Genomic DNA, 14,163 nt, shown 5'->3' on the forward strand with positions numbered 1-14,163 from the left:
TGCCATGACCCCCAGCTTTCCTCCAGCTAGGATTAGAGTCGAGTGGCTTTTGCTGTGCATGAGCGCGGTTGAAGCAATAAACTGCGTAGCGGAGCCGTTAGGGCGTAGCGGCATAGCCCGTTGCTTATCCAGTTTGGCGGCGTTAGTCGAACCGGCAACGCTGGTTCGCCACTTCGCGCAGCTTCTCTCGTATCTCGTCGTAATCGTCCCTCGTGGAACGGTAGCACACGCTCCCCGATTAACATCAATGACCCGGCACGCCCGCCGCTCGCTCATCCCATGGCGGTCCTGAAGATGAGCAACAGCTTCCTGCCTCGCGCAGGGCGTCAGAACTTTCTTGCCAGGATATCCTTTAACGCAGCCTGATCAAGCATCGCATTCGCCGACAGCCGCTTCAGCTTCGCGCTCTCGCTCTCGAGCGTTCGCAAACGACGAGCCCGGAAGCCTTAAGCCTGCCATACTTCGACTTCCCGGGCCGACGAACCAAGTCAGCTCGCCCCCGCTTCGGCCTCTTTCAGAACGCTAATGATCCGCTCCTCGCCAAACCCCGCTCTTCTAATCTCGTCCGATTTCGCTACGACCTTGAGCAATACATCTAGGCTACCCTCTCGCAGTCCTACGACCTGAAGCTCGGTACCCTGGCCTTGGGCTACAGTGGCGGCGCGCTGCAGAAATCACCCTAGGGTAGTAACTGTCACGCCATTTTTGCTGTCAAAATGAAAGGCAAACTCATTAGCCGCAAGTTCTGCCTTAACGCCGTCGCAATCAAGAAATCCCCCATTCGCTATCTGAAACCTGACGGTCCCGAAGCACCCCATCCGTCGACACGACTGACTTCGGCATCACCGCCATCCACTCGGACCCGAAATATTTTACTATCGGCCTCGATCTCGAAGACATGTTTGATGAGCCCATGAGCTGAAGTTTTTGACCCGGATGCTTAGTATCGGATTGATTCACTTCGAGACAACTCGACCCCCGTCCCTTGCCCCGATGAACTATCCCAAGTGGGTGCCCCAACTCACCTATTAGGTGGCGACTGTCCCACGCATTCTGCGATTTTCGAGGCACTAATTTTTCGTCTGAGGTCCCTGCCACCCCAGCCACTATCCTGACATTTATCAAGCGCTCGCGAAGCGTCAGCTTCCCACCCGCTCAAACCACCTGGCACCCTGCCGTGGTCTTGAGAACAGCAGCATGTATCGCACCTTTCCGGCCGGATGGGAGAAGAGTACCGACCGCGCCTGTCGGAGCCGTCTATTCGGCTAAGATCTCCGGAGCCTCAGCGAATGGCTCGATACCGAAGAAAGGGTAGATATCGCTCGGGAAGTAAACCGTCCCGTTCGATACCACCATCTGGATCCTCTTGATTTCCTTCAGATTGGCAGTCGGATCACCGGGCACCAGGAAGAAATCCGCATACTTGCCCTTCTCGATCGAGCCCAGTTCCTGATCCTGATTGAGGTATTCGGCCATGTCATAGGTGGCCCGCCTCAACACCTGCGCCGGAGACATGCCGAGCTTCCCGAAGAGTTCGAGTTCGCGGTGATACGCAAAACTGCCGCCGAGGTCCGTGCCAGGAACCAGGAGAATGCCCTTGTCATTCATCAGCGTGAGCGTCTCGATGATCGTGTCGAAAGCCGCTATGTAGGCCTCTCTCTCCGCCTGATTTTCCGTGCCGAACAAAGCCTGCTTCATGTACCGCTGCGTGTTGACCGGCATGTTGTCGAACACGTCGATCGAGCCTGCGGGGACCTGCCCGTCGATGGCCGTCAAACCCAGTTCGTGAATGGCAATGGTGGGATCGTGCGCAACGCCCTTTTCCGCCATCTTGTCCAGGGTCGACTGGACCAAGTCGCCATCCAGGTCGAGTGAGGGAAATCGTTGCATCGCGGTGAAGCGGAAGAGGGTGCGTGTGTCTTCCCCCTCGTTCAGGACCCAGCCGAGCATTAGTTGATTGACGTGCGTGATCTCGTCGAAACCGGCATCAATCATGGCGTCTGCAGTCGAAAAAGCTGGCACATGGCCGGCTACGCGCATGCCGAGATCATGGGCTTCGCCAACGACGGCATCCGCCCATTCGGGATTCATGGAATTGTACAGCTTCACCTGCGGATAGCCGCGCGCGGCATACCAACGCACAAGATCGATGGCTGCCTGCTCGTTGGCTGCGATTTCACCCGTCGCTGCGGAGAATTCGGATTTGCCCTCGATAAATCCCGACCGGCTGATGCGAGGTCCCGCGATAATACCCTCGTCGATCCGTTCGATCAGCCCGTCCAGGACTTCGTTCTCATTTCCCATGTCACGGACTGACGTGACGCCCGCCACGATGTTCATCAGGGCATTGTCCTGGCCTATGTGGCCGTGCATTTCGTACATGCCAGGAACAAGCGTGCCCCCCGCCCCGTCGATCACGGTTTCGCCTTCGGTCGGGAGACTGCCCAAGTCCTCGATACTGGCAATGCGCTCGCCGTATATGACGACATCCCTGGCTTCCGTCAGGGCAAGCGTTTTCGGATCGAAAATGCGCACGTTGCGAATGCGAACCGGGCCATCGAAGTCGCGGGCGGCCTTTGCCTGTATTTCGACAAAGCGCTGCGTCGAGTAACGTTCGGCTTCGGCGCGAAGCGCCTCGTCAGCCGCTTCATAGCCTTTCCGAACGATCGCGAAACGAGGGTCCGCGACCGAGAATAAATTCAGGTCCTGATCAAGGGTGATATGGGCCGGATCGGTCGACAGTCCTGTGATTTCGTAGGTGGTGACGGTCACCTCCCCGTCGGCCCCGTCGTAGGTCGCAGTATCACGCGCCCTGATCCGGGCAGTTCCGCCGGGAAGCACCGCCATTTCAGCGTCTGGAGTCGCAAGCAGGGCCTTGGCGAGCAAGGAGATGCCCCAAGGGCTCCCGTTCTGGTCGATGTAAAATGAACACGCGCCTGCCGAACCTGGGCCAGTCGAGTCCCGCCAGCTCGCTTTCCCGTCAGCGCAGGCATAGCTCTCGTTCACCGGGTTCCCGAAAGTGGTGCGGCCCGTGATGGTCCAGTTGGTCGGGATGCCCTCCGCATCGACCTCCACCTTCTCCGTGATGGTCGGACCTCTGCCATTCTGCTTGTAGTCGAACTCGATGTTCGACGTGTTGCCGGCGGTTTCGACTTCCAACCCGCCTACATCATCGCCGCCAAAGAGGACGCGATATTGGTAAGTCTCGGCCGACGCGGCAGTTGAAAGCAACACGGCAACGGAAACGACAAGAAACTTCATGGCAGGCCCCCTGATTGAGGCGCCAACCTTAGGCGGGATTGGTAACTTTACAATCAGATTGGACGCAAATCTGGCTGCTGACACGCTCAAGAACCCTGGGGGCGCCTGGATGCACGGCGGGGTTGTCAGGACCGTTTTCAGCGCCCAACTGCGGAACCAAGGGAAATTGCTGCATTTCACCTCGGCGATCCGGATTGCGGTGCTGCTTCAATGCTTCTTTTACGGCTTCCATGGACGCGATTGAATCGACAGGATGAGCTACCCGCTTTCCGATGAAGCTCGGAACACTCTTCGCCAATCGTGGGGGAACGCGGAGCGTCTAGCCGGCCGTTTCCACATCATCCCAATACAGTTTCATGGGATTGTCCACCAACAGTTTGCGCTGCAATTCGGCTGTCGGCGCAATGCGGGGGATCATGTCGACGATGTGCCCGTCATCGGGGACTTCGTCCTGCATGTTGGGATGCGGCCAGTCGGTGCCCCAGATGCAGCGATCCGGATAATCGGCAACCAGCGGAGCGACCGCCTTGGCGAAAGCATCCCACGGGTCGCCCTGCCCGCCTTCCTTCTTCGCGTCGAGCCGGTCCGGGCAAGTGGGTTTGAACCACAGGTCCTCGCGGCTGTCGAGCAGCGACCTGAACGCCTTCATATCGGGTCCGTCGGGCCCCTGTGTCACATCGGGCCTGCCCATGTGATCGATTACCACAGGAACGGGAATAGCATCGATGAAGGCGCGCAGTTCGTCCAGAATGTCCGCTTCGAAATAGATCACCACGTGCCACCCGGCAGGTAACCGCTTGGCGACATCGAGAAACCTGTCCTTCGGTGCGTTGTCGACCAGGCGCTTGAGGAAATTGAACCGGACCGCGCGCATCCCGCCATCATGCAAGCGATGCAGATGGTCCTCCGAGATCGCCGGATCGACCACCGCGACACCCCTTGCCCTGCCTTCGGACCTGGCGATCGCGTCGAGCGTGGCGGAATTGTCGGTTCCGTGGCAGCTCGCCTGAACGATGACGTTCCTCGAAAAACCAAGATGATCGCGCAGGGCGAAGAGCTTTTCGGGCCCGGCATCGGCGGGCAGGTACTTAGCCTTCGGGCTGAACGGGAAACGCGCCTGCGGGCCGAACACATGGCAATGGGCATCGACGGCGCCGGCGGGCGGCGTGAAAGCGGGCCGCGAGGGTGCGTCGTGCCAGCTGACGATACGATCAGACATATACAGTGCCATCCGTCAGCTTGCGCGCTGTCCTGAGCAGCGCGGCGGAAACCACCCCCCCTGCGGGATCGACTTCGAGCACGCAGCTCATTTCGCCGGTCGGATGCTCGATGCCCAGGGTTTTACGGGCGCCTTGCGGCACCTTCGCGACCGCCGCCGCAGGCGAACCCGGAATCAGGCAGGCGGTCGCTGCCGTCACCGCGCCCAGCACCCCGATGCTGGCATGCGCACGGTGCGGTATGAATACGCGCGTCGTCACGGCCCCACCGTGGCGCGGCGGCGCGACCAGCGTCATCTTGGGAACGGTCTTGTCGCGCACATCCCCCAACTGCATCAGCGGGCCTGCTGCCAGCCGGATGCGTTCTATCCGTTCACGAACCGGGGCGAATGCCGCGCTTTCGAGCTCCTCGCGGCTTTCGTAGCCGGTGGCGCCGACGTCTTCCGCCCTGAATACGACGCAGGGCATGCCGTTGTCGATCAGCGTGCACGCCACCCCGGCGACATCGTCGACCGGATTGCCGGTCGGCAGCAGCGCCCCGCAGCTCGACCCCGCCGTGTCGCGGAACTCCAAGGGAATGGGCGCGTGAGTCCCCGGTACACCGTCGATGGCTGCATTACCGGCATAGCTGACCGAACCGCCGGGCGTTTGTACGCTGGCGATGGCAGTTTGGCCCGTGTTTTCCATGTAGATCGCCACACGCGTTTCCTCACCCGCGGGTTCCACCAGCCCGCGTTCGATCGCGAACGGGCCGACCCCGGCGAGGATATTGCCGCAGTTCTGCTGGTCCGAGACCAGCGCCTCGTCGACGGACACCTGCAGGAACAGATAGTCGACATCGATTCCTTCGCGCGCCGACGGCTTCACGATGGCCACCTTGCTGGTCAGCGGGTCGCCGCCGCCCATTCCGTCGATCTGGCGCGGGTCGGGGCTGCCCATCGCACGCAGCAGGAATGCGTCGCGTGCGCCCCGGTCGGCCGGCAGGTCGGAGGCGAGAAAGTATCCCCCTTTCGACGTTCCGCCGCGCATCCACATGACAGGCGCGCTGGTCTTCATCAGACGTACTTCAGCCCTTCGGCCTCGAGCCGCTCGCGCATGGCATACATATCGAGACCCAGTTCACCCTTCGCGAGGCGCTGCCGTTTTTCTTCCTCGTTCGCTTCGCGCGCGCGCGCCTTTTCGAGCACGGCCACTGCCTGCGCGCGCTTCACAACGCATACGCCGTCGTCGTCGGCGACGATCACGTCCCCCGGCTCGACATGAGCCCCGGCGCAGACCACCGGCACATTCACGCTCCCGAGCGTGTTCTTGACCGTCCCCTGCGCAAAGACCGCCTTCGACCAGACGGGGAAGCCCATTTCGGTCAGATCGCGAACATCACGAACCCCGGCGTCGATAACCAGCCCCTGGCACCCCCGCGCGATCGCGCTGGTCGCCAGCAGATCGCCGAAATAGCCGTCCTCGCAGGGACTGGTGGGCGCAAGCAGGAGGATGTCGCCCTCCTGCAATTGTTCGATCGCAACATGGACCATCCAGTTGTCACCTGGGGGCGAACTGATCGTGACCGCACTCCCGGCGATGCGCGCGCCGGAATAGATCGGACGCATGTAGCTCGCCAGCAGGCCCTTGCGGCCTTGCGCCTCATGGACGGTCGCGACGCCGCAGCGAGCCAGTCCGGCAATAGTGTCGCGGTCGGCCCGCTCGATGTTCTGCACAACCACGCCCATGGCGATCTCCTTCGGCGGGTTACCTGCGCCCGCCATTTCGGCCATGCCAATGCGAAGCTTTGCCGTCGTATAACATTTTGCTAATCGTACACGATGATCGAACGCCTGCCCAATATCCGGCATCTTGCCGCGCTCGTCGCAACCGTAGAGCATGGCACGGTGACCGAAGCGGCGCGTTCGGTGCACCTCACGCAGCCGGCGCTGACGCAGGCGATCGCCCGTCTCGAACGGACGCTGGAATGCCGCCTGTTCCAGCGTGAACCCGATGGGATGAAACCGACCGAGCCGGCACTGCTGCTTAACGCGCGTGCGCGAACCGCGCTCGAGCTGATCGGGTCCCCCCGCGTGACTGCGACGCAGATGCGCGCCTTTATCGCCCTTGCCCGGACGGGCAGCTATTCCGCTGCCGCGCAGCTTGCGGGTGTGGCCGCCGCCTCGCTCCACCGCGCGGTCGCCGACCTCTCGCTCGCCCTTGGGGAACGTCTGGTCGAACGGCGCGGACGCTATCTTACCTTCACCAGAAAGGGCACGCTGCGCGCACGCAACTTCAGCCTGGCCCAGAACGAGCTGCGCAACGGGCTCTCGGAAGTCGCGGTGTGGCTCGGTAACGCCAAGGGGCGCGTGGTCATCGGCGCCATGCCGCTGTCGCGGGCGCGGTGGCTGCCGCGCGCGCTTCTGGCATTTTCCCGCCGCCATCCGGGGGTGGAAGTCGCCGTGATCGAAGGCAGTTATCCCGAACTGGCCGGCCCCTTGCGCGATGGCGAGATCGACCTGCTGCTCGGGGCGCTGAGACTGGACGATCCCTCGGACGACCTGGCGCAGGAGGTCGCCTTTACCGATCGCCCGCAAATCGTCATGCGAGCGGGACACCCGCTTGCAAGCGGCAATCCCCTGCCGCTAGCCTCGCTGCGCGATTATCCCTGGATCCTGCCTTCGAGCAATGCGCCGCTGCGGCAGTATTGGGAAACGATGATCGGGGCCGACGGCGGTGCGGAACCGGAGGTGCGCATCGAATGCGGTTCGGTGCTCACGATCCGTGAATTGCTGCTGGAAACCGACATGCTGTCGCTCCTGTCGCCGGACCAGCTGCGCGTGGAGATCGAAGCGGGCCTGATCGAAACATCTCCGCCCCCGAGCGAGGTTTCGCGCACCATCGGGATCACCACGAGGCGCGACTGGCGTCCGACCGCCGCGCAACGTTCGATGCAGCTTGTCCTGCGAGAGATCGCGCAAGACTATTCGTAAAAACTTATTCGCTGGCCGGGCTATTCATTGGTTTGCATAGGCGCTCGGCTGCATCCTGTCGGACATGGAACGCGATCTTGCCCTTATCGGATTTGGCGAAGCGGGCAGCACCTTCTGCGCCGCTGCACGCTGGGCCAAGCCCGCATGCGCGTTCGACCCCGACCCTTCGCGCAAACAAGCAATTGAAGAAGCTGGCATAAGCGCTTCGACCGATGTTCGCAGCGCGCTTGCCGATGCCTGGATTGTGCTGTCGCTGGTCACCGCAGATCAGGCGCTGGCTGCGGCGCAAACGGCGGCAGCGTTCCTCCAGCCGGGCGCATGCTGGATCGACATGAATTCGGTTGCGCCCGATACCAAGCGCCGGGCAGCGGCTGCAATCGAAGAGCGGGGCGGCGTCTACGTCGATGCCGCGATACTCGCACCGGTCCGTCCGGCCGCGCTGAACGTCCCGGTCCTGCTTGCCGGAAACATGGCCGAAACGGCGCGCGAGGAACTCTTATCGCTCGGCTTCACGAATGTACGCGTGGTGGGCGAGGAAGTCGGCCGCGCATCCGCGATCAAGCTCATCCGCTCGGTCATGGTCAAGGGCGTGGAAGCGCTCACCGATGAAATGATGAGCGCGGCCGAAGCGGCGGGCGTGGTCGAGGAGGTCCTGGCCTCGCTCGATGCCAGCGAAAAATCGGACAGCTGGTTCAGACGGGCCGCCTATAACCGCGAACGCATGACGACGCACGGCATCCGCCGCGCTGCCGAGATGGAAGAAGCGGCCAGCACGCTGCAATCATTGGGCGTCGAACCGGTCATGACGCAGGGCACCGTCCGCCGTCAGCGCGCCGCCGCGGCCCCGATCACCACGGAGAGAAACGCGGCATGAGCCTGATTATCGATTGCCACGGCCACTACACCGTCCTGCCGAGAGGCCATGATGCGTGGCGCGAAGAACAGAAGGCGGCCTTCGCTGAAGGACGCCCCGGCCCGCCCTATCCGGACATCACTGACGACGAGATCCGCCAGACGATCGAAGACAACCAGCTGCGGCTGATCAAGGAACGCGGCGCAGACCTGACGATATTCAGCCCCCGCGCCAGCGCCATGGCGCATCATGTCGGCGACCAGGACGTGTCGGCGACCTGGGCCCGGCACTGCAACAATCTCATCTACCGGGTGACCCAGCTCTTCCCCGATGTCTTTGTCGGCGGCTGCATGCTCCCGCAAAGCCCGCAGGCGGGTCTCGAAGCGAGCGTCGCGGAATTGCGCCGCTGCGTCGAGGAACTGGGCTTCGTCTCCTGCAATCTCAACCCCGATCCGGGCGGCGGCCATTTCCAACATCCGCCGCTGACCGACGATTACTGGTTTCCGCTCTACGAGGTGATGGAGGAATTGCAGGTCCCCGGGATGATCCACGTATCGGGCAGCTGCAACCCGGCAATGCATGCGACCGGCGGATACTATCTCGCCGCGGATACCGTCGCCTTCATGCAGCTGTTGCAGGGAGACCTGTTCAGCCGTTTTCCCGGCCTGCGTTTCATCATCCCGCATGGCGGCGGAGCAGTCCCCTATCACTGGGGACGGTATCGCGGCCTGGCCGATATGCTCAAGCAGCCGAGCCTCGATACGCATCTGATGAACAACGTGTTCTTCGACACCTGCGTCTATCACCAGCCGGGGATCGATCTGCTGGCCGATGTGATCGAGAACAAGAACATCCTTTTCGGCAGCGAGATGGTCGGCGCGGTCCGCGGGATAGACCCCCAAACCGGGCATTATTTCGACGATACCAAGCGCTATGTCGATGCCCTCGACATCTCCGAGGACGAACGGCGCGCCATCTTCGAAGGCAATGCCCGGCGCGTCTTCCCGCGCCTCGATGCCCTGCTGAAGGAGCGCGGGCTATGACCGACAAGCGCGACATTCATGCCTATCTCGGCGAGTTCGATGACATCCCGGGCACACGCGTCTTCACCGCAGCGCGCGCGCGGCAGGGATATCACCTGAACCAGTTCGCGATGAGCCTGATGAAGCCGGACAACCGCGAGCGGTTCAGGGCCGACGAAAAAGCCTATCTCGACGAATGGAAGCTGACCGATGCGATGAAAGCAGCGGTGCTTCGGCGCGATTACAACGCGTTGCTCGATCTGGGCGGGAACGTCTATTTCCTGTCGAAGATATTCTCCACCGACGGGGTCAGCTTTGCCGAAGCGGTTTCGACCATGACCGACATGGATTTTCCCACCTACCGTGACATGATGAACAAGGGCGGGCGCTCTCCCGAAGGCGTCCGTTCGATCAAGGACAAACGCTGATGGCCCGGATTACCGCAGGAGTAGCGACCAGCCATGTCCCGCTGCTCGGCGTCGCCGCCGATCAGGGCAAGGCGGGCGACGAGTATTTCGCGCCGATCTTCGCAGGCTATGAGTGGTCGCGCGAATGGATCGCCCGGAACCTCCCCGACGTCATCGTGCTGGTCTATAACGATCACGCATCCGCTTTCGACATGAAGATCATCCCCACATTCGCAATCGGCTGCGGCGAAAGCTACGCCCCGGCCGACGAAGGCTGGGGACCGCGGGAAGTGCCCGACGTCGAAGGCCATCCCGACCTGGCCTGGCATATCGCGCAGAGCCTGATCCTCGACGAGTTCGACATGACGATCATCAACGAGATGGATGTCGATCACGGACTTACCGTGCCGCTGACCATGATGTTCGGCGCGCCCGACAAATGGCCGTGCAAGGTCATCCCACTGGCGGTCAACGTGGTCACTTATCCGCCGCCTTCGGGCAATCGCTGTTGGGCGCTGGGCGAAGCTATCGCCCGGGCAGTGGACAGCTTTGCCGAGGACCTCGATGTGCAGATCTGGGGCACGGGCGGGATGAGCCACCAATTGCAGGGTCCGCGCGCAGGCCTGATCAACCGCGAATGGGACAACATGTTTCTCGACAAGCTTTGCGGCACCAGCGACGACCTGCGCCACATCCCGCATATCGAATATCTGCGCGAAACCGGGTCCGAGGGGATCGAGATGGTCATGTGGTTGATCATGCGCGGTGCGCTGGGCAGGGAAACCCGCGCCCTGCACCGCCACTATCACGTCCCCTGCTCGAACACGGCCATCGGCCATCTGGTGCTGGAGCCGGTCGACGGAACCGTGCCTCCCTCGCCCAGGATCGAGGGCAACAGTCCGGCCGCGCAGGCCATGATCGAATGATTTTCAGGAGTATCCCATGATCCGCATCGCCCTCGTCGGCGCCGGCGCCTTTGGCGAAAAGCATCTCGTCGGTCTCAAGAACATCCCCGACGCCGAAGTGGTCACCGTGGTGAGCGCATCGGAGGAAGAATCGCGCAAGCTCGCCGAGCCGCACGGCATTTCAGACGTGTCGGACAGTTACGAGGCGACGTTGCGCCGCGATGATATCGACGCCGTCATCCTCACCACGCCGACCCCGATGCATGCCCGCCAGGCGATCCAGGCCATGGATGCCGGCAAGCATGTCGAAGTGGAAATCCCCGTGGCGGATAGCTGGGCGGATGCGCAGGCAGTGATGGCGAAACAGCGCGAAACCGGCCTCGTCTGCATGGTCGGCCATACCCGCCGCTTCAATCCTTCGCACCAATATGTGAAACAGCGGATCGATGCGGGCGAGTTCGCCATCCAGTCGATGGATGTGCAGACCTTCTTCTTCCGCCGAACCAACACCAACGCCAAGGGCGAGCCGCGCAGCTGGACCGATCATTTGCTGTGGCACCATTCCGCCCACACGATCGACATCTTCCAGTACATGACCGGCGCGAAGGTCGTTCAGGCCAACATCCTCCAGGGGCCGAAGCACCCCGAACTGGGGATCGCGATGGACCAGTCGATCCAGATGAAGACCGACCAGGGGCAGATCCTCACCCTCGCCCTGTCGTTCAACAATGACGGGCCGCTGGGCACCTTCTTCCGCTACATCGGCGATACCGGCACCTATATCGCGCGCTACGACGATCTGGTGAACGGACGCGAAGAGCCCATCGACGTGTCGCAGGTCGACGTCAGCATGAACGGCATCGAGTTGCAGGACCGCGAATTCATCGCAGCGATCAAGGAAGGCCGCGAACCGAATGGTTCGGTCGCGCAGGTGCTCGACTGCTACCGCGTGATCGGCGAACTGGCGGACAGCCTCGAAGCGCAAGACGGCTGGTCGTGAACACGCGGCAATTGTGCGGACGGCCCGTCCGCCCCATCGGTCTGGGCTGCATGAATCTCTCGTGGGCCTATGGTGATCCTCCGCCGCACGAGGACAAGGTGCGCTTGCTGAATGAAGCGCTCGACCTCGGCTATGATCATCTCGATACCGCCAATATCTATGGCAAGGGAGCCAACGAAGAGTTGCTCGGCGACGCCGTCATGCACCGGCGCGATGAATTCCTGCTCGCCAGCAAGACCGGCATCATCGTCGATGGCCCGCGCCGTGGGATCGATTGCTCGCCCGAGGCGATTAGCAGTTCGCTCGATGCCAGCCTGAAGCGGCTGGGCACCGGTCATATCGATCTGTTCTACATGCACCGCTTCGACCCGAAAGTCCCGGTCGCGGACAGCGTCGGCGCGATGGTCCGTGCGATCGAGGCGGGCAAGATCGGGGCTTACGGCGTGTCCGAATGGTCCGCTGCCCATATCCGTGAGGCGCATGCGGTTCATCCCATGGCCGCGGTCCAGACCGAGTTCTCGCTGTGGACCCGCAACGTCGAACTCGGGGTGCTGGACGCCACCCGCGAACTCGGTATTGCGCTGGTGGCCTTTTCGCCGGTTGCCCGCGGCGCGCTGGGCGGCGAGCTGAAGGATCCCGCGACCTTGGGGGACAAGGACCTGCGCCGGTCGCATCCTCGGTTCGATAGCGCAAACTGGCCGCACAATCGCGCGCTGATCGACCAGTTCGACGACCTGGCGCAGGAGAACGACCTCCGACCGGCCCAACTCGCGCTCGCCTGGGTCCTGGCGCAGGGCGATCACGTCCATGCGATCCCCGGCACCACCGACATTGGCCATATGGCCGACAATTTCGCCTCGTCCGACAAAACGGTGCCAGCCGAAGTCCTCGACCGCGCGGGGCAACTGATCAACCAACAAAGCGTGCGTGGTCACCGCTATCCCGAAGTGATGCGGAGCACGATCGACACCGAGGATTATGCTTAAAGCGGCAAGCCCGCATAATTCTCTGCAATCGAGGTCTGCGCTGCCCTGCTGCTCGCGATGTAATCGAGTTCCGCCAGTTGCATGGTCCGCTCGAAGGGACCGTCTTCGGGAAACCGGAGCATCAGCCGCGTGAGCGCCCAGCTGAAGCGTTCGGCCTTCCAAACCCAGGCCAAGGCCGTTTCGGAATACTCCGCGATGGCATCCGAGTCGCTGCGCTTGAAGAAGCGGACCAGCGCATTTGCCGCGTAATGGACGTCGCTGGTAGCCAGGTTCAGATGCCGATCAGCCGCTCACCCTCGGCGAGGTTGAAGCCATCATGCGGCATGCCTTCGGTCTTCACCCGGGCGTCGAGCCCGAGACGTTCCATCAGTCCGACAGTGACCTGTTCGAGTACGCCGGCCCGGATCCGGCCGAGCACATAACCGGGCGACTGTCGTTCGACCACGATGCAGTCGATGCCCTCGGCACGCAGCAGGTGCCCTAGGGGCAGTCCGGCGGGGCCTGCACCGCCAATGCAGGCCGACACTTTCACACCTGGACGACTTTCTGCTCGATCGCGCCAAACGGCAGCCCCCCATCGAGCCCGCGTGCAGCCATCCGGACCGTATCGCCAAACGCCATGAAGGGCGTGGTCGCCGGGCCCTTGTCACGGATCATCTCGATGGCCCGCACTTCGGAAATGCAGCTCGAACCCACCTGAGCGTAGTCGGCGTTCGAGACGGTGCCCGAGCCGATTATCGTTCCTGCGACGAGGTCGCGCGTAAAAGCCGCATGCGCAATGAGGTCGTGGAAGCCCACATCCATTTCCCGCCCATTAGCCGCGCCGAACCGCTTGCCGTTCCAGTCAATCTCCAGGTCGAGGCAAACGCGGCCGTCCTGCCACGCATCGCCGAGCTCATCGGGCGTCACCGCAAAGGGCGCCATCGAACATGCCGGCTTGGCCTGAACCCAGCCGAAACCCGTTTTCATTTCGACCGGCGCAATGGCACGCAGCGACCAGTCGTTGATCTGCACGATCAGCTTGATGTGCTTCATCGCTTCGGCGGCATCGGTGCCCATCGGAACGTGGTCGACGATCACCCCGTACTCGCCTTCGAAGTCGATCCCGTGTTCCATGCCCGGGAACGGCACGTTATCGACCGGGCCGTAGAAGCGATCGGAAAGACCCTGATACATCAGCGGCTTCTCGGCTTCGATCGGATCGAGACCGAAGGCGACCTGCATCAGTTCGCCGTGCGTCGAAAACGCCGATCCGTCGAGCCATTGCCAGCTGCGTGGCAGTGGGGCGGCGCAATTGGCGGGATCGAAACCATCCCCTTCGCCCTGTTCCAGCCGGTCGGCGAGTTCCGAAAGCCGCGGCATGAGTGCATCCCACCGCTCGATCGCTCCGAGCAGATTGGGGGCAGTGTCCCCGACCTCGAGATAGCGGCGCCCATCGGTGGATATGACGACCAGGCGGCCATCGCGGGACTGTGAGGTGAAAGTTGCGAACCGCATGGGTTTCTCCGGAATATCTTGCGAGCTTCGGGCGCGCCGTCAC

Annotated in this window: 13 protein-coding genes and 2 pseudogenes; 8 read left to right on the forward strand and 7 right to left on the reverse strand. The window is 62.4% G+C overall.

Translation table 11 applies throughout. The annotated features are described in order from the left end of the window. Positions 1–148 precede the first annotated feature (148 nt). Positions 149–560, reverse strand: a pseudogene (locus GRI55_RS10025) (IS3 family transposase); the annotation flags it as partial. A gap of 697 nt (positions 561–1,257) precedes the next feature. Next, positions 1,258–3,261: an amidohydrolase family protein gene (locus tag GRI55_RS10030; RefSeq protein WP_160767078.1), complete on the reverse strand. Its 2,004-nt coding sequence runs from the start codon at positions 3,259–3,261 to the stop codon at positions 1,258–1,260. Between GRI55_RS10030 and GRI55_RS10035 the strand changes: the two genes are divergently transcribed. Next, the gene (locus GRI55_RS10035) at positions 3,260–3,505 is read left to right on the forward strand and encodes a hypothetical protein (RefSeq protein ID WP_160767079.1); all 246 of its coding nucleotides are present in this window, start codon (positions 3,260–3,262) and stop codon (positions 3,503–3,505) included. The two genes, GRI55_RS10030 and GRI55_RS10035, sit on opposite strands and share 2 nt — an antisense overlap. A 75-nt stretch (positions 3,506–3,580) precedes the next feature. On the opposite strand, the gene GRI55_RS10040 is transcribed toward GRI55_RS10035, so the two are convergent. The 3 genes from GRI55_RS10040 to ligK are packed head-to-tail and all read right to left on the reverse strand — an operon-like array spanning position 3,581 to position 6,205. Then, positions 3,581–4,480, reverse strand: a complete 900-nt coding sequence (locus tag GRI55_RS10040; RefSeq protein ID WP_160767080.1) for an amidohydrolase family protein — start codon at positions 4,478–4,480, stop codon at positions 3,581–3,583. Next, positions 4,473–5,534, reverse strand: a complete 1,062-nt coding sequence (locus GRI55_RS10045) for a 4-oxalomesaconate tautomerase (RefSeq protein WP_237452492.1) — start codon at positions 5,532–5,534, stop codon at positions 4,473–4,475. The genes GRI55_RS10040 and GRI55_RS10045 overlap by 8 nt, the downstream gene beginning before the upstream one ends. Beyond that, positions 5,534–6,205, reverse strand: coding sequence for a 4-carboxy-4-hydroxy-2-oxoadipate aldolase/oxaloacetate decarboxylase (gene ligK / locus GRI55_RS10050; protein ID WP_160767300.1), 672 nt, complete (start codon positions 6,203–6,205; stop codon positions 5,534–5,536). The genes GRI55_RS10045 and ligK overlap by 1 nt, the downstream gene beginning before the upstream one ends. Positions 6,206–6,298: 93 nt before the next feature. On the opposite strand from ligK, the gene GRI55_RS10055 reads away from it, so the two are divergent. The 7 genes from GRI55_RS10055 (at position 6,299) to GRI55_RS10085 (ending at position 12,623) form a co-directional block, all read left to right on the forward strand. Next, positions 6,299–7,450, forward strand: a complete 1,152-nt coding sequence (locus GRI55_RS10055) for a LysR family transcriptional regulator (RefSeq protein ID WP_160767081.1) — start codon at positions 6,299–6,301, stop codon at positions 7,448–7,450. A gap of 64 nt (positions 7,451–7,514) precedes the next feature. Further along, positions 7,515–8,324: an NAD(P)-dependent oxidoreductase gene (locus tag GRI55_RS10060; protein ID WP_160767082.1), complete on the forward strand. Its 810-nt coding sequence runs from the start codon at positions 7,515–7,517 to the stop codon at positions 8,322–8,324. Further along, positions 8,321–9,346 carry an amidohydrolase family protein gene (locus tag GRI55_RS10065; protein WP_160767083.1) on the forward strand — a complete coding sequence of 342 codons (1,026 nt, stop codon included), beginning with the start codon at positions 8,321–8,323 and terminating at the stop codon, positions 9,344–9,346. Before GRI55_RS10060 ends, GRI55_RS10065 begins: the two co-directional genes overlap by 4 nt. After that, on the forward strand, positions 9,343–9,753 hold the full coding sequence (gene ligA / locus GRI55_RS10070; RefSeq protein WP_160767084.1) for a protocatechuate 4,5-dioxygenase subunit alpha: 411 nt from the start codon (positions 9,343–9,345) through the stop codon (positions 9,751–9,753). The genes GRI55_RS10065 and ligA overlap by 4 nt, the downstream gene beginning before the upstream one ends. After that, on the forward strand, positions 9,753–10,658 hold the full coding sequence (locus GRI55_RS10075) for a class III extradiol dioxygenase subunit beta (protein WP_160767085.1): 906 nt from the start codon (positions 9,753–9,755) through the stop codon (positions 10,656–10,658). Before ligA ends, GRI55_RS10075 begins: the two co-directional genes overlap by 1 nt. A 19-nt stretch (positions 10,659–10,677) precedes the next feature. Continuing rightward, complete coding sequence (locus tag GRI55_RS10080) at positions 10,678–11,637, forward strand: Gfo/Idh/MocA family oxidoreductase (RefSeq protein ID WP_160767302.1); 960 nt, start codon at positions 10,678–10,680, stop codon at positions 11,635–11,637. Continuing rightward, a complete protein-coding gene (locus GRI55_RS10085; protein ID WP_160767086.1) occupies positions 11,634–12,623 on the forward strand; it encodes an aldo/keto reductase in 990 nt (329 codons plus the stop codon). The genes GRI55_RS10080 and GRI55_RS10085 overlap by 4 nt, the downstream gene beginning before the upstream one ends. On the opposite strand, the pseudogene GRI55_RS10090 reads toward GRI55_RS10085, so the two are convergent. Both GRI55_RS10090 and GRI55_RS10095 read right to left on the reverse strand, forming a co-directional pair. After that, positions 12,620–13,155: pseudogene (locus tag GRI55_RS10090) on the reverse strand (FAD-dependent monooxygenase). The gene GRI55_RS10085 and the pseudogene GRI55_RS10090 sit on opposite strands and share 4 nt — an antisense overlap. Further along, a complete protein-coding gene (locus tag GRI55_RS10095) occupies positions 13,152–14,120 on the reverse strand; it encodes a fumarylacetoacetate hydrolase family protein (protein WP_160767087.1) in 969 nt (322 codons plus the stop codon). Before GRI55_RS10095 ends, GRI55_RS10090 begins: the two are co-directional and overlap by 4 nt. Positions 14,121–14,163: the final 43 nt, after the last annotated feature.

Source organism: Qipengyuania citrea (assembly GCF_009828015.1).
GTDB lineage: Bacteria > Pseudomonadota > Alphaproteobacteria > Sphingomonadales > Sphingomonadaceae > Qipengyuania > Qipengyuania citrea.

Excerpts from the sequence above, each read along its gene's own strand:
- GRI55_RS10035 (WP_160767079.1), top strand. The coding sequence starts at position 3,260 with ATGGCAGGCCCCCTGATTGAGGCGCCAACCTTAGGCGGGATTGGTAAC.
- GRI55_RS10030 (WP_160767078.1), bottom strand. The coding sequence starts at position 3,261 with ATGAAGTTTCTTGTCGTTTCCGTTGCCGTGTTGCTTTCAACTGCCGCG.
- GRI55_RS10040 (WP_160767080.1), bottom strand. The coding sequence starts at position 4,480 with ATGTCTGATCGTATCGTCAGCTGGCACGACGCACCCTCGCGGCCCGCT.
- GRI55_RS10045 (WP_237452492.1), bottom strand. The coding sequence starts at position 5,534 with ATGAAGACCAGCGCGCCTGTCATGTGGATGCGCGGCGGAACGTCGAAA.
- ligK (WP_160767300.1), bottom strand. The coding sequence starts at position 6,205 with ATGGGCGTGGTTGTGCAGAACATCGAGCGGGCCGACCGCGACACTATT.
- GRI55_RS10055 (WP_160767081.1), top strand. The coding sequence starts at position 6,299 with ATGATCGAACGCCTGCCCAATATCCGGCATCTTGCCGCGCTCGTCGCA.
- GRI55_RS10060 (WP_160767082.1), top strand. The coding sequence starts at position 7,515 with ATGGAACGCGATCTTGCCCTTATCGGATTTGGCGAAGCGGGCAGCACC.
- GRI55_RS10065 (WP_160767083.1), top strand. The coding sequence starts at position 8,321 with ATGAGCCTGATTATCGATTGCCACGGCCACTACACCGTCCTGCCGAGA.
- ligA (WP_160767084.1), top strand. The coding sequence starts at position 9,343 with ATGACCGACAAGCGCGACATTCATGCCTATCTCGGCGAGTTCGATGAC.
- GRI55_RS10075 (WP_160767085.1), top strand. The coding sequence starts at position 9,753 with ATGGCCCGGATTACCGCAGGAGTAGCGACCAGCCATGTCCCGCTGCTC.
- GRI55_RS10095 (WP_160767087.1), bottom strand. The coding sequence starts at position 14,120 with ATGCGGTTCGCAACTTTCACCTCACAGTCCCGCGATGGCCGCCTGGTC.